This is a genomic window from Catenuloplanes nepalensis (genome assembly GCF_030811575.1).
In the GTDB taxonomy this organism is placed as follows: Bacteria; Actinomycetota; Actinomycetes; order Mycobacteriales; family Micromonosporaceae; genus Catenuloplanes; species Catenuloplanes nepalensis.
In genome coordinates this window covers 5,572,817-5,589,046 of sequence record NZ_JAUSRA010000001.1, presented here as the reverse complement: position 1 = coordinate 5,589,046, position 16,230 = coordinate 5,572,817, and the positions used below count along the sequence as shown (strand labels likewise).

The 16,230-nt window shown below is 70.0% G+C and carries 13 protein-coding genes; 11 read left to right on the top strand and 2 right to left on the bottom strand.

From position 1 onward, the window contains the following. Positions 1–2 precede the first annotated feature (2 nt). The 6 genes from ruvB (at position 3) to J2S43_RS23795 (ending at position 8,282) form a co-directional block, all read left to right on the top strand. Positions 3–1,052 carry a Holliday junction branch migration DNA helicase RuvB gene (ruvB, locus tag J2S43_RS23820; protein WP_306832744.1) on the top strand — a complete coding sequence of 350 codons (1,050 nt, stop codon included), beginning with the start codon at positions 3–5 and terminating at the stop codon, positions 1,050–1,052. A gap of 202 nt (positions 1,053–1,254) precedes the next feature. Continuing rightward, a complete protein-coding gene (gene yajC / locus J2S43_RS23815) occupies positions 1,255–1,617 on the top strand; it encodes a preprotein translocase subunit YajC (RefSeq protein WP_306839413.1) in 363 nt (120 codons plus the stop codon). Positions 1,618–1,779: 162 nt separating this feature from the next. Continuing rightward, complete coding sequence (gene secD, locus J2S43_RS23810; protein ID WP_306832743.1) at positions 1,780–3,720, top strand: protein translocase subunit SecD; 1,941 nt, start codon at positions 1,780–1,782, stop codon at positions 3,718–3,720. A gap of 1 nt (position 3,721) precedes the next feature. After that, positions 3,722–4,882: a protein translocase subunit SecF gene (gene secF, locus J2S43_RS23805; protein ID WP_306832741.1), complete on the top strand. Its 1,161-nt coding sequence runs from the start codon at positions 3,722–3,724 to the stop codon at positions 4,880–4,882. A gap of 163 nt (positions 4,883–5,045) precedes the next feature. Further along, a complete protein-coding gene (locus tag J2S43_RS23800; protein WP_306832739.1) occupies positions 5,046–5,606 on the top strand; it encodes an adenine phosphoribosyltransferase in 561 nt (186 codons plus the stop codon). A gap of 153 nt (positions 5,607–5,759) precedes the next feature. Then, positions 5,760–8,282 carry a RelA/SpoT family protein gene (locus tag J2S43_RS23795; protein WP_306832737.1) on the top strand — a complete coding sequence of 841 codons (2,523 nt, stop codon included), beginning with the start codon at positions 5,760–5,762 and terminating at the stop codon, positions 8,280–8,282. A 561-nt stretch (positions 8,283–8,843) separates the two neighbouring features. Here J2S43_RS23795 and J2S43_RS23790 read toward each other — a convergent pair. Then, a complete protein-coding gene (locus J2S43_RS23790; RefSeq protein WP_306832735.1) occupies positions 8,844–9,674 on the bottom strand; it encodes a peptidylprolyl isomerase in 831 nt (276 codons plus the stop codon). 54 nt (positions 9,675–9,728) lie between these two features. Then, positions 9,729–10,589 carry a peptidylprolyl isomerase gene (locus tag J2S43_RS23785; protein ID WP_306832733.1) on the bottom strand — a complete coding sequence of 287 codons (861 nt, stop codon included), beginning with the start codon at positions 10,587–10,589 and terminating at the stop codon, positions 9,729–9,731. 211 nt (positions 10,590–10,800) lie between these two features. Between J2S43_RS23785 and J2S43_RS23780 the strand changes: the two genes are divergently transcribed. The 5 genes from J2S43_RS23780 to urtC all read left to right on the top strand — a co-directional run bounded on the left by J2S43_RS23780 (position 10,801) and on the right by urtC (position 16,205). Beyond that, positions 10,801–11,490 (top strand): MBL fold metallo-hydrolase, encoded by a 690-nt coding sequence (locus tag J2S43_RS23780; protein WP_306832731.1) that lies wholly within the window; start codon positions 10,801–10,803, stop codon positions 11,488–11,490. Between the two features lie 21 nt (positions 11,491–11,511). Beyond that, complete coding sequence (gene hisS, locus J2S43_RS23775) at positions 11,512–12,837, top strand: histidine--tRNA ligase (protein WP_306832728.1); 1,326 nt, start codon at positions 11,512–11,514, stop codon at positions 12,835–12,837. A gap of 181 nt (positions 12,838–13,018) precedes the next feature. Then, positions 13,019–14,242 carry an urea ABC transporter substrate-binding protein gene (gene urtA / locus J2S43_RS23770; RefSeq protein WP_306832726.1) on the top strand — a complete coding sequence of 408 codons (1,224 nt, stop codon included), beginning with the start codon at positions 13,019–13,021 and terminating at the stop codon, positions 14,240–14,242. Next, complete coding sequence (gene urtB / locus J2S43_RS23765) at positions 14,242–15,087, top strand: urea ABC transporter permease subunit UrtB (RefSeq protein ID WP_306832725.1); 846 nt, start codon at positions 14,242–14,244, stop codon at positions 15,085–15,087. The genes urtA and urtB overlap by 1 nt, the downstream gene beginning before the upstream one ends. 20 nt (positions 15,088–15,107) lie before the next feature. Continuing rightward, a complete protein-coding gene (gene urtC, locus J2S43_RS23760) occupies positions 15,108–16,205 on the top strand; it encodes an urea ABC transporter permease subunit UrtC (RefSeq protein ID WP_306832724.1) in 1,098 nt (365 codons plus the stop codon). Positions 16,206–16,230 lie beyond the last annotated feature (25 nt).

Here is a 16,230-nt window from a genome sequence, read left to right as displayed (position 1 = left end):
GCATGAGTTCCGACGAGGTCGTCGTCTCCGCCTACGCGAACCCGAGCGAGCGGGAGGCGGAGGTCAGCGTCCGTCCGAAGCGGCTGGAGGAGTTCATCGCGCAGCACCGCGTGCGCGACCAGCTCGACCTGCTGCTGAAGGGCGCGCTCGGCCGCGGCGCGCCGCCGGACCACATCCTGCTCTCCGGCCCGCCCGGCCTCGGCAAGACCACGCTGGCCAACATCGTCGCGGCGGAGCTGGGCGTGGGCATCCGCACCACCAGCGGCCCGGTGATCGAGCGGTCCGGCGACCTGGCGGCGATCCTGACCAGCCTGTCCGAGGGCGACGTGCTGTTCATCGACGAGATCCACCGCATCGCGCGGCCGGCCGAGGAACTGCTCTACAGCGCGATGGAGGACTTCCGGGTCGACGTGGTGGTCGGCAAAGGGCCGGGCGCGACCGCGATCCCGCTGGACGTGGAGCCGTTCACGCTGGTCGGCGCGACCACCCGGTCCGGCCTGCTGACCGGCCCGATGCGCGACCGGTTCGGCTTCGTCGCGCACCTGGACTTCTACGACCCGGCGGATCTGGAGTCGCTGATCCGCCGTTCGGCCGGCATCTTCGGCATCCCGATCACGGACGACGGCGCGGCCGAGATCGCCCGCCGCTCCCGTGGCACGCCCCGCATCGCGAACCGGCTGCTGCGCCGGGTGCGCGACTTCGCGGAGGTGCGCGCGGACGGCGTGATCACGCACGGCGTGGCCAAGGCCGCGCTCAAGGTCTACGACGTGGACGACCTCGGCCTGGACCGGCTGGACAAGGCGGTCGTGGCCGCGCTGGTGACGTCGTTCCGCGGCGGGCCGGTCGGCCTGTCGACGCTCGCCGTGGCCGTCGGTGAACAGCCGGACACGGTCGAGGAGGTGTGCGAGCCGTTCCTGGTCCGGGCCGGATTGCTGGCCCGCACGCCGCGCGGACGGGTCGCGACCGAGGCCGCGTGGCGGCACCTCGGCAAGACGCCGCCCGGCCCGATCCTGCCCGGTCAGCCCGACCTCTTCTCCCGGGGCGGGGAGTAATCATGGATCAACGGACCGCACGCCCCTCCTCGGAGTTTTCAGTCACAGGGGCTACACTCGCCGCGATCCGATAGACATTAATCTGCCTCCTCGCCTGCGCTCAGCCGGCTGTCAGGCGAGCAGACTTCAGCTGGAAGGTCTCAGCGTGCATACCCACAATTTCGCGCAGCAGGCGGCGGGCGGCTCCGGCGGCGGCTTCACGATGATCCTCATGATGGTCGGCCTGATGGCCGTCATGTACTTCATGATGATCCGCCCGCAGCAGAAGCGCCGCCGCGAGGCCGAGCGCATGCAGAACCAGCTCGGCATCGGCGACGAGGTCGTCACGATCGGCGGGCTGCACGGCGTCGTGGCGGGTTACGACGACGACACCGTGACCATCGAGGCGTACGACGACGTGCTGCTGCGCTTCGCGCGCCCGGCGATCGCGCGCGTGGTCACCAAGGCGGAGGCGCCGGTGGCCGACGAGACCGCGGCGTCCGGGGAGCCGGTCGCGGTGCTCGACGAGACGCCGGCCGAGACGAAGCGTGCCTCTATGGACAGCAAGGACGTTGTCAAGGAGTGACCCCTTCACAAAGGGTCATTGAAGTTGTTGGATAATCGCGCGAGGTGTGCCCGGAAGCGGGTGCGTCTCGTTCACCATCACGCTCCTCGCCGGTTCGCGTCGGCGCTCCAACCCAGCCGCCCCACCCGGCGGCCACCAGGCCCGTAAAGGAACTCAACAGCCGTGGCACCACCTCAGGGACAGATGCGCCCCGGGCGGCAACTTGCCGTGCTCGGCCTGATCTTCGTCGTCCTCTTCCTCATGGTCTTCTTCGTCGGCGTTCCCGGCAAGTCGAGCTTCGCCGAGCGTCTGGAGCCCAAGCTGGGTCTGGACCTGATCGGCGGCACCCGGGTCACCTACAGCGCCACCACGATGGACGGATCGGACCCGCCGGCGGAGCAGCTCGAAGAGGCCCGTCAGATCATCGAGAGCCGCGTCAACGCGCTCGGCGTCTCGGAGGCCGAGGTGGTGATCGAGGGCAACCGGAACATCGTCATCTCGCTGGCCGGTGAGAACCGGGACGACCTCAAGCAGGTCGGCGACGCCGCCCAGCTGCGGTTCCGGAAGGTTCTGAAGGCCGCGGACGGCTCCGGTGTCGCCCCGGCGGCGACCGAGACCCCGACCGCGACACCGTCGCCCGGCGCGTCCGCGTCGCCCGGTGCCGGCGGCTCCCCGGCGGCGAGCCAGTCGCCCGGGGCCGCGGTGACCTCCAGCCCGTCGGCCGGCGGTGGCACGGGTGGCCAGGGTGGCGGCGCGCCCGTGCCCGCGACCCCGACGCCGTCCGGTGCCGCGAGCGCCACGCCGACGCCGGCCGCCAGCGGTTCGGCCGCCCCGGCGCCGGTCAGCACGGACGTGGCCGCGATCCGCGCCGCGGTGCAGAAGAAGGTCGGCGAGGCCGCCTGGGCCGCCGCGTCCGGTCTGCAGGGCGTGGCCGACCTGACGACCGACCCGACGCTGGCGACCACGCTGCTGCCGTTCAGCACGCTGGACCCGGAGACCGAGGTCCGCGCGCTGGAGCCGGCCATGCAGTTCAACGTCCCGCAGATCAGCTGCGCGATGCTGGACGCCCGCCCGGCCGGTTCGATCGTCGACGAGAAATCGCAGGCGGTCGCCTGTGAGGCCGGCGCGAAGTACCTGCTGGACGTGGCGAAGGTGCTCGGCACCGACGTCGAGGGCGCCAGCGGCGTGCTCGACCAGCAGACCGGCGACTGGGTGGTCAGCCTCGACTTCACCGGCGAGGGCCAGGAGAAGTGGACCGCGCTGACCCGCGAGGCGTACAACAACGAGGGTGGCACCTGCGACCAGACCGCGCTCGGCGACGGCAGCCGCTGCCGCGTCGCGGTGGTGCTGGACAACGAGGTCATCTCCTCGCCGGAGATCCAGGCCGTGCTCACCGGCGACTCGCAGATCACCGGCAGCTTCAACTCCGCCTCGGCCAACGAGCTGGCGTCGAAGCTGCGCTACGGCGCGCTGCCGCTGACCTTCGAGGCCGACGAGGCGCAGAACGTGTCCGCCACGCTCGGCGCGGAGCAGCTGCGCGCGGGTCTGCTCGCGGCCGGCCTCGGCATGCTGCTGGTGGCGATCTACGCGTTCTTCTACTACCGCCTGCTCGGCACCGTGATCTTCCTGAGCCTGATCCTGTCCGCGCTGCTCACCTACGGCGCGCTGGTGGTGCTCGGCCGGCAGATCGGCTTCACGCTGACGCTCGCCGGCATCGCGGGCTTCATCGTGTCGCTCGGTGTCGCGGCCGACTCGTTCATCATCTACTTCGAACGCCTGAAGGACGAGATCCGCGAGGGCCGCAGCCCGCGCAGCGCGGTCGGCCGGGCCTGGACCCGCGCCCGCCGGACCATCATCTCGGCCAACGCGATCTCCCTGATGGCCGCGGTCGTGCTCTACATCGTCTCGGTCGGCCAGGTGAAGGGCTTCGCGTTCGCGCTGGGTCTGGCCACGCTGCTCGACCTGATCGTCGTGTTCCTCTTCCGTCACCCGGTGATGACCATGTTCGCCCGGACCCGGGCGTTCCTGTCGCCGCGGGTCAGTGGTCTGGGCCGGGTGCTGAAAGAGAAGCCGGTCGCCACCGACACCGTCAAGCCGCGCTCGTCGCGCGTGAAGGAGGCCTGACATGGCCAAGGAAGGTCTTGCCAGTCGCCTCTACCGGGGCGACGCCGGCCTCAACATCATCGGCCGGCGCAACATGTGGTTCGCGATCGCCGCGGTCGGCGTGCTCATCGCGCTCGGCAGCTTCGTGCTCCGCGGCTTCACGCTCGGCATCGAGTTCACCGGCGGCACCGAGTTCCAGGTGCCGGCCGCGAACCTGACGATCGACCGCGCCTCGGAAGCCGTGGCCAAGGCGATCGAGGAGTCCGGCGCGGAGGACGTCAAGGTCGAGTCGACCCAGCAGGTCGGCGACGCCACGGACGGCTTCATCCTGGTCAAGACCGGTGAGGTCACGGCCGACCAGTCGATCGAGATCAAGGGCTCGGTGGCGCAGACGCTCGGCGTCGAGCCGGCGCTGGTCTCGGACAGCCGGGTCTCCGGCGCCTGGGGCGCGTCCGTGACCGAGCGCGCGATCCTGGCGCTGCTGGTCTTCATCGCGGTGGTCTCGCTCTACCTGGTCCTCCGCTTCGAGTGGCGGATGGCGGTCGCGGCCGTCGTCTCGCTGCTGCTGGACCTGGTGCTCACCGCGGGCGTCTACTCGATCGTCGGCTTCGAGGTCTCGCCGTCCACCGTGATCGGCTTCCTGACCATCCTCGGCTACGCGCTCTACGACGTGGTCGTGGTGTTCGACAAGGTCCAGGAGAACACGAAGGGCATCACCGCGGGCAGCGGCCAGACGTACGCGGAGGCGTCGAACCTGGCGATCAACCAGACGCTGATGCGGTCGATCAACACCTCGCTGGTGGCGCTGCTGCCGGTCGGTGGCCTGCTCTTCATCGGCGCGGGCGTGTTCGGCGCGCGCACGCTGGAGGACCTCGGCCTGGTGCTGTTCGTCGGCATGGCGCTGGCGATCTACTCCTCGCTGTTCTTCGCCACGCCGGTGCTGGTCGCGCTGAAGGACTTCGAGCCGCGGATCAAGGTGCACAACCAGCGGGTGCTGGCCCGCCGCGCGTCGCTGGCGAACCGGGCCGCCGAGGCCGGCACCGACGCCCCGGTGGGCGACTCGGAGCACGCGCTGGCCGGCTCCACGCCGCGCGTCGGCGCCCGGCCGAACACCAAGCGCCCGAACACCGGTGGCAACCGCGGCAACCGCCCCGGCAACACCGGAGCCAAGCGCCGCACCTGACCCGGCAACCGCCGCACCGCCCGCGCGGTCCGGCGTGCCAGGCCCGAGATCGAGGCGTCATTCACGTCGTTCCAACGGCGTGAATGACGCCTCGATCTCTGTGCGGGGCGCCCCGGGCGGCCCCGAGTTGAAATGCGCGGGCGGGGTCGCGAAGAATGACCGTGTGACCTCGACCCCCTCACTCTCAGGTGACCTCGGTGCCGACGTGGCCGCGCTGGTCGCGAGCCGCACGCTGGACGTGCCCGACTTCCCCAAGCCGGGCATCCTGTTCAAGGACCTGATGCCGCTGTTCTCGGACGGCATGGTGTTCAAGGAGACGATCGACGCGATCGCCGCCCACCGTGGGCCGGACTCGTTCGACGTGGTGGTGGGCGTGGAGGCGCGCGGGTTCGTGATCGCGGCCGCGCTGGCCTACGCGACCGGCGTCGGCGTGGTCCCGATCCGCAAGGCCGGCAAGCTGCCCCGCAAGGTGCACTCCGCGTCCTACGCGCTGGAGTACGGCGAGGCCACGCTGGAGGTGCACGCCGACGCTTTCGTGGCCGGCCAGCGCGTGCTGGTGGTCGACGACGTGCTGGCCACCGGCGGCACCGCGAAGGCGACGCTCGATCTGGTGGAGAAGGCCGGCGGCACGGTCGCCGGGTTCACCGTGCTGCTGGAGCTGTCGTTCCTGGAGGGCCGCCGCCGGCTCGCCGGACGTACCGTTGATGCGCTTCTGACCGTTTGACGGTGGTCAAGCGCCCGGCGTCTCCGCTGGCCGGACGGGTAGGATTGGCGTCCGGACACGACCCGGATGTGTCGCCCCGGTGGCGCGGACGTGGACCGGGCGGATACGGTCAGGCGTCCACACATGTGGCCGATCGGAGAGGTGAGGGGGCCGATGTCCAGTCACGTCGCCTCTCCTGGTGAGGGCAAAGCAGGCGAGGGCTCGGTGGCGACGAACGAGGTGGATCTTCCGGACATCGTCTCGGCCGTCGAGGCCGAGCGCGTGCCGGAACCCCCGATAAACGATCTCGAGCAGCCGGCACCCCCGGTGGCCCACGCCACGGACGACGGCGAGGGCGTGGTGCTGCCGTTCCCCGGCGGTCCCAGCGTGGCGGACCAGTTCGCGGCCGCCGGCGAGCAGGAGGACCCGACGTTCCTGACCGGCGTCGCGTCCGGCCGCCGGGTGCGCGCCCGGCTGGCCCGGTTCAACGCGCCGTGGCAGACCCCGCAGGTCGCGGAGGTGCTGGAGCCGCTGATCTCGATCCACCGCGCCAGCCACCCGAAGGCGGATGTGCGGCTGCTGCAGCGTGCGTTCGACATGGCCGCGAAGTGGCACCTCGGGCAATATCGCAAGTCCGGCGACCCCTACATCACGCACCCGCTCGCGGTCGCCACCATCCTGGCCAACCTGGGCATGGACACGACCACGCTGGTCGCGGCACTGCTGCACGACACGATCGAGGACACCGACTACACGCTCGACGCGATGCGGACGGACTTCGGCCCCGAGGTCACGCTGCTGGTCGACGGCGTGACGAAGCTCGACAAGGTCAAGCTCGGCGACGCGGCCAAGGCGGAGACGATCCGCAAGATGGTCGTGGCGATGGCGAAGGATCCGCGCGTCCTGGTCATCAAGCTCGCCGACCGGCTGCACAACATGCGCACGCTGACCTTCCTGCCCCGCGCCAAGCAGGAGCAGAAGGCCAAGGAGACGCTGGAGATCCTGGCCCCGCTGGCGCACCGGCTCGGCATGAACACGATCAAGTGGGAGCTGGAGGACCTGTCGTTCGGGTTCCTCTTCCCGAAGCGGTTCGAGGAGATCAACCGCCTGATCGGCGAGCACCAGCCGCAGCGCGACACGCTGCTCCGGCAGGTCACCCAGAAGGTCCAGGTCGACCTCAAGTCCGCCAAGATCAAGGCGGAGACGACCGGCCGTCCCAAGCACCTGTACTCGATCTACCAGAAGATGATCGTGCGGGGCCGGGACTTCAACGACATCTACGACCTGGTCGGCGTGCGGATCCTGGTCGACACCGTGCGCGACTGCTACGCGGCACTCGGCGTGATCCACGCGAACTGGCAGCCCGTCCCGGGCCGGTTCAAGGACTACATCGCGATGCCGAAGTTCAACATGTACCAGTCGCTGCACACGACCGTGATCGGCCCGTCCGGCAAGCCGGTCGAGATGCAGATCCGGACGTACGCGATGCACCGCACCGCCGAGTTCGGCATCGCCGCGCACTGGAAATACAAGGAGCAGAAGGGCGCGACCGTGGTCGGCCCGCCCGCGCACATCGACGAGATGACCTGGCTGCGGCAGCTGCTCGACTGGCAGCGCGAGGCGAGCGACCCGAGCGAGTTCCTGGACGCGCTCCGGTTCGACCTCTCCAGCCAGGAGGTCTACGTCTTCACGCCGAAGGGCGACGTCATCCCGCTGCCGACCGGTTCCACGCCGGTCGACTTCGCCTACGCGGTGCACACCGAGGTGGGCCACAAGTGCATCGGCGCGCGCGTCAACGGCAAGCTGGTGCCGCTGGAGTCGACGCTGTCCAACGGCGACGTGATCGAGATCTTCACGTCCAAGTCCGACTCGGCCGGCCCGTCGCAGGACTGGCTCGGCTTCGTCAAGTCCCCGCGGGCCCGCACCAAGATCCGGCAGTACTTCAACAAGGAGCGGCGCGAGGAGGCGATCGAGGCCGGCAAGGAGGCCATGGTCAAGGCCATGCGCAAGCAGGGCCTGCCGCTTCAGCGCCTGCTCACCTCCGAGGCGCTCATCGCGATCGCCCGCGACCTGCACCTCAACGACGTCTCCGCGCTCTACGCCGCGGTGGGGGAGAACCAGGTCTCCGCACAGTCCGTGGTCCAGCGCCTGGTCGCCGGTTACGGCGGCGAGGAGGGCGCGGTCGAGGACATCGCCGAGACCGCCGTCGCGACCCGCCCGCCGAGGGCCCGCACCACCGGCCACGACCCGGGCGTGGAGGTGCGCGGCGTCTCCGACGTCTGGATCAAGCTGGCCCGGTGCTGCACACCGGTCCCGGGCGACGCCGTGTTCGGCTTCGTGACGCGTTCCGGCGGCGTGAGCGTGCACCGCGACGACTGCGCGAACGCGGAGGACCTGAAGGTCCAGGAGGACCGGATCGTCATCGTCACGTGGAAGCCGACCAGCGCGTCCACGTTCCTGGTCGCGATCCAGGTCGAGGCGCTCGACCGGCACAAGCTGCTGGCCGACGTCACGCGGGTCCTCTCCGACGAGCGCGTCAACATCCTGTCCGCGACCGTGACGACCACGCGCGACCGGGTGGCGGTGAGCCGCTTCAGCTTCGAGATGGCCGACCCCAAGCACCTCGGCCACCTGCTCGCCGCGGTCCGCAAGGTCGACGGCGTCTTCGACGCCTACCGCGTCACCTCCGGAGCCTGACGCGCCTCCGCCCGCCGGGAGCTTCAAGGCATCAATGCCGATATGCCCGCTCCCGGCGGCGCGAGTTCCGCATGCTCCCGCGGGCACCGGTCGTCGCTAGCGCTCCTCCCTGCACGATCCGAGGCCGCAAGCCCAAACCCCACACCCACATCTCTCCCACCGCGTTGCGGCGTTGCGGCGTTGCGGCGTTGCGGCGTTGCGGCGTTGCGGCGTTGCGGCGTTGCGGCGTTGCGGCGTTGCGGCGTTGCGGCGTTGCGGCGTTGCGGCGTTGCGGCGTTGCCGCGTTGCGGCGTTGCGGCGTTGCGGCGTTGCCGCGTTGCGGCGTTGCCGCGTTGCGGCGTTGCCGCGTTGCGGCGTTGCCGCGTTGTCGCGTGCGGCGTGTGGTTGCCGCGTTCAGCGTGCGTCCGACATGCCCGCACCTGCGTTCCGGGCTTTCGGGCGCTCTGCGCCCGAAAATCACGCATATTGCAGTCGGGTGAGGCGGCCGGGAAATGGCGGGTGGCCGGAAATGCGACGGCCCCTCGTCGCGGGTGCGACGAGGGGCCGGGGACGCGGTGATCGTCAGGCCGCGGCGACCGTGACGGTCTGGATGTTGATGTCTTCCTTGGGGTGGCCCCCGCCCGGGCTCGGGTCGAAGGCGCCGTCGTGGCCCTTCTCGGTGGCCTTCTTCAGGACCGCGAGGCCGGCGTCGGTGACCTTGCCGATGATCGTGTAGTCCGGCGACAGTTCGGTGTCCTCGTAGATGAAGAAGAACTGGCTGCCGTTGGTGCCGTCCGCGCCGCTGTTGGCGAGCGCGACCACACCGGCCGGGTACGGCGGGATGTCCGTGGTCGGCAGGTACTCGTTGCTGTAGCGGTAGGCCGGGCCGCCGGTGCCGTCGGTCTCGCGGTAGCCCTCGCCCTTCGCGCTCGGGTCGCCGCACTGCAGCATGCCCGGGAACATCCGGTGGCATTTGGTGCCGTCGAAGAACTTCTTGCCGGACAGGTACGTGAACGACTCGATCGCGCACGGCGACTTGGTCTTGTCCAGGTTCACCTCGACCGCGCCGAAGTTCGTGGTGACGATCATGACCGACTTGCCGACGTTCGACGCGCTGGCCGGCGGCATGCCGACGTCGACCGTGGTGCCCTGGCCCTGGTCCGGAGCCGCGTTCCACGCGCAGGTGGTGGTGCCGGCCGCGATGGGCGAGTTGGTGGACTCGTCGTCGTCGTTGCCGAGCAGGTTGATCGCGATCAGCACGCCGGCCGCGACGACGAGGACGGCCGCGCCTGCGGAGGCCGCGATCCAGAGGTTCTTGCGCTTACGGGCGGCGGCCTCCTTGCGGGCCGCCATCTCCCGCTCGAGCTTGGCCCGTGCTGCGGCGCGCTGCTGCCGCTCCTTGATGGACGACACGGTGTTCCTCCTGGATAACGTATGTGCTGGGGCAGCGGATTAGTGCAGGGTAAGTCAGGAAGCTGTGGAGGCCGAGGCGGCGGGCGCGGCCGGTGCGGCCGTGGCGCCGACCTCGCCGACCGTCAGCGACGTGATGAGCACGTCGGACTTCGGCACGACCTTCTCACCCGCGTCGTTCGCGACGGTCTCGGTCTTGCCGATCTCCTGCACCGTCTCCAGGCCGGTCGCGACCGAGCCGATGATCGGGTACTTCGGCGTGGCCGGGTTGAAGTCCTTGAAGAAGATCAGGAACTGGCTGCCGTTCTGGCCCGGGGTCGGCGAGGTCAGCGCGATCGTGCCGGCCGGGTACGCCGGGGTGACGCTGCCGGACGGCGGCGCGGACGGGTTCGTGGCGACCGGGATGTTCTCGTCGAAGTACGTGTACGTCGGGCCGCCGAGCCCGTCACCGGTGATGTCGCCGCAGTGCAGCGCACCCTCCTCGGTGATCTCCGTGCACTTCGTGTTGTCGAAGTACTGCCGGCCGGCCAGGTAGCTGAAGCTGGCCACGGAGCACGGCGCGTCCGTGATGTTCAGCGTGGCGGTGACCGGCGCCAGCGAGTTGAACGTGAGCGTCGCCGGGCGGGTGCCCTCGGACGGGATGTTCTCGGTGGACGGCTGGCCGACGTCGCGGGTGGCGTCCGCACCGGCCTGCGTGGTCCACGAGCACGACTCGCCGCTCGCCTCGGTGGTGTCCTCGTCACGATCGAAGACGCCCAGCGCCCACACCGCGAGGCCGGCGCCGAGCACGGCCACGATGCCGATGGCGGTGGCCGCCCCGACCCGGCGCCGGCGGCGCTCCTTGGCCGCCCGCCGTGCCATCTGCCGGTCGAGCTTCGCACGCGCGAGCTTGCGCTGCCGTTCCTTGCTGGGAGCCACGAGTCCTAATCTCCTGTCACGGTCCGCGGGGGCGATCGCACTGTAAGTGCGGCACGCCACACGAGGGCGTAGTGTACGGCCAACCGCTGGGAAAGTGACGCCCAGGTGGCGCGACACGCCATCAAAGATCATCGACGCGCCCCGCGCCCTGCCGGTTGTCGTTTGCCGTTGCCGATAAGCTGGCCCGGAAACCCAGACCTGGGAGGGGTACGTGCTCGTCGACGGCTTTGCGGCCGAGGCCTTCGGGACCAACTGCTACGTGGTGGCGACCGGCCCCGGGGAGCAGTGCGTGGTCGTCGACCCGGGCATCGGCGTGGTCGACCAGCTCGAGGAGCTGCTGGCGAAGCACCGTCTCCAGCCCGCCGCCGTGCTGCTCACGCACGGGCACCTGGATCACACGTTCTCGGTGACGCCGGTCGCCGGCGCGCGCGGCATCCCGGCCTACGTGCACTCCGCGGACCGTGAGCTGCTGACGGACCCGTCGAAGGCGCTCTCCATGGACTACCGGGCGATGTTCGGTGGTCGTCTCGAGTACGCCGAGCCCGACGACGTCGTGGAGATGATCGACGGCGCCGTGCTGGACCTGGTCGGCCTGGAGATCGCGGTCGACCACGCACCGGGCCATACCGGCGGGTCGGTGCTGTTCCGGCTCCCGGGGAGCGCAGCCGAGGAGATCTGTTTCTCCGGCGACGTGCTCTTCGCGGGGTCGATCGGGCGCACCGACCTGCCGGGCGGCAGCATGGACGCCATGCGGACGAGCCTGCGGGAGCGGATCCTGCCGCTCGCCGACGAGACGATCGTCCTGCCCGGCCATGGCCCCGCCACGACCATCGGGCGCGAGCGCGCCACCAATCCTTACCTCCGCGAGTTCGGCCAGCAAGCGCCCGCCCGCGGTCTGTAAGCCTTTTCTTAGGGAATCGCCTTGAGTAGCAAGATCACGCCCCTGTCCGGTTTCCCGGAGTGGCTGCCGCCGCAGCGCCTCATCGAGCAGGAGATCCTCGGCCGCGTCCAGCGCACGTTCGAGCTCTACGGCTTCGCGCCGCTGGAGACCCGTGCCGTCGAGCCGCTCGATCAGCTGCTGCGCAAGGGGGAGACCTCCAAGGAGGTCTACGTCCTGCGCCGCCTTCAGGCCGACGAGAACGACACGAGTGATGATCAGCTCGGCCTGCACTTCGACCTGACCGTGCCGTTCGCGCGGTTCGTCCTGGAGAACGCGGGCAAGCTTCAGTTCCCGTTCCGCCGCTACCAGATCCAGAAGGTGTGGCGGGGCGAGCGGCCGCAGGAGGGCCGCTACCGCGAGTTCTACCAGGCCGACATCGACATCGTGGACCGGGACACGCTGCCCGCGCACTACGAGGCCGAGATCCCACTGGTGATCGGTGACGCGCTGGGCGGGCTGCCGATCCCGAAGGTGAAGATCCAGGTCAACAACCGCAAGGTGCTGGAGGGCTTCTACCGCGGGCTCGGCATCGAGAGCACCGAGGAGGTGCTCCGCCAGGTCGACAAGCTCGACAAGATCGGCCCGGATCAGGTCGCGGCGATCCTGGAGAAGCAGGGCCTGTCGCCACAGCAGACCGGGAGGATCCTGGCGCTCGCCGAGATCCAGGCGCCGGACAGCGGCTTCGCCGACCGGATCAAGCAGCTCGGCGTCACCGACCCGCTGCTCGACGAGGGCGTCGAGGAACTGGCCCGGGTCATGGACACCGCGGTCGCGGAGAAGCCCGGCCTGGTCGTCGCGGACCTGCGGATCGCGCGCGGCCTGGACTACTACACCGGCACGGTCTACGAGACGCTGCTCGAAGGCTACGAGCGGTTCGGTTCGATCAGCTCCGGCGGGCGGTACGACAACCTGGCCACGTCCGGTAAGGACGTCTTCCCGGGCGTCGGCATCTCGATCGGCGTGACCCGGCTGCTCGCGATCCTGTTCGGCCGGGACGCGCTCACCGCGTCCCGCTCCGTGCCGACCGCGGTGCTGGTCGCGGTGACCAGCGAGGAGGAGCGCCCGCGCAGCGTCGCCGCGGCCGCCGCGCTGCGCCGCAACGGCGTGCCGACCGAGGTGGCGCCGAACGCGGCGAAGTTCGGCAAGCAGATCCGGTACGCGGAGCGCCGCGGCATCCCGTTCGTCTGGTTCCCGGGCGAGCAGGACTCGGTGAAGGACATCCGCTCCGGCGAGCAGGTCGACGCGGACGCCGCCACCTGGACGCCGCCGCAGGAGGATCTGCGGCCGATCATCACCGGCACCGTCTGACCTACGAGAGCGTGACGGCGCGGCGGATCCGGCGCGCCGTCACGCTGAGTGTAGGTAATATCACAATCGATCACCGTCGCTTGTGAGCAGTCCTTAAACGCGCAGACATTCATGTACACAGATACGTGAAATCGCGCGCCCCTAGCTTCCTCTCCACCTGCACCGGCAGAGAGGAAGTCGGATGTCACAAGGTCTTCGGGGTTCATTCGCCGCGCTCGGTCTTGCCGCCACGCTCGCGCTCACGTCCGGCTGCGTCGGCTCACCGGACGACGGTGCGCGAGCGGCGAGCGGCGACACGATCAAGGTCGGCGTCCTCCACTCGCTCAGCGGCACCATGGCGATCAGCGAGGTCACGGTCAAGAACGCCGAGCTGCTCGCGATCGAGGAGATCAACGCGGCCGGCGGCGTGCTGGGCAAGAAGCTGGAGCCCGTCGTCGAGGACGGCGCCTCCGACTGGCCCACCTTCGCGGAGAAGGCACAGAAGCTGATCAGCCAGGACCGGGTGGCGACGGTCTTCGGCGGCTGGACGTCGGCCAGCCGCAAGGCGATGCTGCCGGTCTTCGAGCGCAACAAGGCGCTGCTGTGGTACCCGGTGCAGTACGAGGGGCTGGAGAGCTCGCCGTACATCTTCTACACCGGCGCCACCACGAACCAGCAGATCGTGCCCGGCCTGGACTACCTCAAGGAGCAGGGCAAGAAGCGGGTCTTCCTGGTCGGCAGCGATTACGTCTTCCCGCGTACCGCCAACAAGATCATTAAGGCTTACGCCGCCGCGAACGGGATGGAGATCGTCGGCGAGGAGTACACGCCGCTCGGCCACACCGAGTACTCGACCGTGGTCAACAAGCTCCAGCGGGCCACGCCGGACGCGGTCTTCAACACGCTGAACGGCGACTCCAACGTGGCGTTCTTCAAGGCGCTGCGCGGCGCCGGGATCACCGCGGACGCGATGCCCACGGTCAGCGTGAGCGTGGCCGAGGAGGAGGTCGCCGGCATCGGCCCGGACAACATCGCCGGCCACCTGGTCGCCTGGAACTACTACCAGACCACCACCGGCGCCGCGAACGAGACGTTCGTCAAGGCGTTCAAGGCGAAGTACGGCGCGGACAAGGTCACCTCCGATCCGATGGAGGCCGGCTACAACGCGGTCAAGCTCTGGGCCGCCGCGGCCGAGAAGGCCGGCACGGTCGAGGTCGAGGCCGTGAAGGCCGCGGCCAAGGGCGTGGCGCTGGACCTGCCGGAGGGCACGGTCACGATCGACGGCGAGAACCAGCACGTGTTCAAGACCGCGCGGATCGGCCTGGTGCAGCCGGACGGCCAGATCAAGGAGGTGTGGAACTCCGGTCAGCCGATCAAACCGGACCCATACCTCAAGGGGTACGCCTGGGCGACCGGGCTGAGCTGATGGCGACCCTCACGCAGCTCTTCATCGGCGCGAGCATGGGCGCCGTACTGCTGCTGATCGCGCTCGGCCTGACGTTCACGTTCGGCCAGATGGGTGTGATCAACATGGCCCACGGCGAGTTCCTGCTGGTCGGCGCGTACACCGCCTACGTGCTGCAGGACGTGCTGCTGGCGCTCCCGCTGGCGTTCGCCGTCGCGGGCATGCTCGGCCTGGTCCTGGAACGGCTGCTGATCCGGCGCTTCTACGGCCGGCCGCTGGACACGCTGCTGCTCACGTTCGGCGTCAGCCTGATCCTGCAACAGCTCGCCCGGGACGTCTTCGGCGCGCCCAACGTCGGCGTCGCCGCGCCGTCCTGGCTGACCGGGGGAGTGGCGGGCATCCCGTACAGCCGGATCTTCATTCTGGTCCTGGCCCTTGCCTGTGTGGGCGCGATCTCGCTCTACCTGACCCGGATGAAGCAGGGCCGCCGGATGCGCGCGGTCATGCAGAACCGGCAGCTCGCGGCCGTGAGCGGCGTCGCCACCGAGCGCGTCGACCAGCTCACCTTCCTGATCGGCTCCGGGCTGGCCGGCGTCGCCGGGGTCGCGCTCACGCTGATCGGGCCGGTCGGGCCGTCGCTCGGCACCTACTACATCGTGGACGCGTTCCTGATCGTGGTGGCGGGCGGGCTCGGCCAGCTGCGCGGCGCGGTGATCGCGGCGTTCGCGCTGGGCGTGCTGAACAGCTTCGTCGAGTTCTGGACCGACGCGAGTCTCGCCAAGGTGGTGGTGTTCGCCGTGATCGTCGCGTTCCTCCAATTCCGTCCGCAGGGCCTGTTCGTCCTCCGCAGCCGGGCACTGACATGACCCAAAATTCACACGCCTTCGTGGGTACGACGAGAGCCGCGCGATTCTCCGGCCCGGCGATCTTCCTGGTCGTCGCGCTGCTGCTCCTCGCGGCGCCGGCTCTGTTGCCCGCGTTCCGGCTGGAGCTGCTCGCCAAGTGGCTCTGCTACGCCGTCGTCGCGGTCGGCATCTACCTCGCCTGGGGCCGCGGCGGCATGCTCACGCTCGGCCAGGGTGTCTTCTTCGGCCTCGGCGGCTACGCCATGGGCATGCATCTGAAGCTCGCCGACGCCGGCCCGGGCGTGCTGCCCGACTTCATGGTGTGGAGCGGCGTGGAAGCGCTGCCCGCGCTCTGGGCGCCGTTCCGCAACCCGGTCTTCGCGCTGGCCATGGTGATCGTGCTGCCCACCGTGGTCGCGCTGCTGCTCGGCACGCTCGTGTTCCGGCAACGCGTGCGCGGCGCCTACTTCGCGGTGCTCTCCCAGGCGCTCGCGGCCGCGTTCGTGATCCTTCTGGTCGGCCAGCAGGGCCTGACCGGCGGCACGAACGGGCTGACCGACGTGCAGTTCTTCTTCGGACTCGACCTCTACGACCCGGCGCAGAAGCGGATCGTCTACTACCTCGTCGTCGGCGCGCTGCTCGCGGTGTTCCTGACCGCGTGGCAGCTGTCCCGCAGCCGGCTCGGGCGGCTGCTCGTCGCGATCCGGGACGGCGAGGACCGGGTCCGGTTCCTCGGCTACGACCCCGCGCTGGTGAAGACGCTGGTCTACGCGGTGTCCGCCGCGATGGCCGGGATCGCGGGCGCGCTGTTCGTGCCCGTGGTGGGCATCCTCGGCCCGGCCGACCTGGGCGTGGTGCCGTCGCTGGAGATGCTGGTGGCGGTCGCGATCGGCGGGCGCTTCTCGCTCGGCGGCGCGATCGGCGGCGCGGTGCTCTACAACTACGCCAGCACCGGGCTCAGCGAGTCGTTCCCGTCCGGCTGGACCTATCTGCAGGGCGCGCTGTTCATCGCCGTGATGCTGTGGGCGCCGCGCGGCCTGGCCGGGCTGCTCTCCGACGGGGTGGCGCTGGTCCGCCGCCGCTTTTTCACGCCGGCTCCGCCGTTGCCGGCGCCGGTCCGGGAGCGGGTGCCGGTATGAGCGAGCTTACGAGCGAATCCGCCGG

Bases quoted from the DNA above. Each gene is read 5' to 3' on its own strand.
- ruvB (WP_306832744.1), top strand. From the start codon at position 3: ATGAGTTCCGACGAGGTCGTCGTCTCCGCCTACGCGAACCCGAGCGAG.
- yajC (WP_306839413.1), top strand. From the start codon at position 1,255: ATGATCCTCATGATGGTCGGCCTGATGGCCGTCATGTACTTCATGATG.
- secF (WP_306832741.1), top strand. From the start codon at position 3,722: ATGGCCAAGGAAGGTCTTGCCAGTCGCCTCTACCGGGGCGACGCCGGC.
- J2S43_RS23795 (WP_306832737.1), top strand. From the start codon at position 5,760: ATGTCCAGTCACGTCGCCTCTCCTGGTGAGGGCAAAGCAGGCGAGGGC.
- urtA (WP_306832726.1), top strand. From the start codon at position 13,019: ATGTCACAAGGTCTTCGGGGTTCATTCGCCGCGCTCGGTCTTGCCGCC.
- urtB (WP_306832725.1), top strand. From the start codon at position 14,242: ATGGCGACCCTCACGCAGCTCTTCATCGGCGCGAGCATGGGCGCCGTA.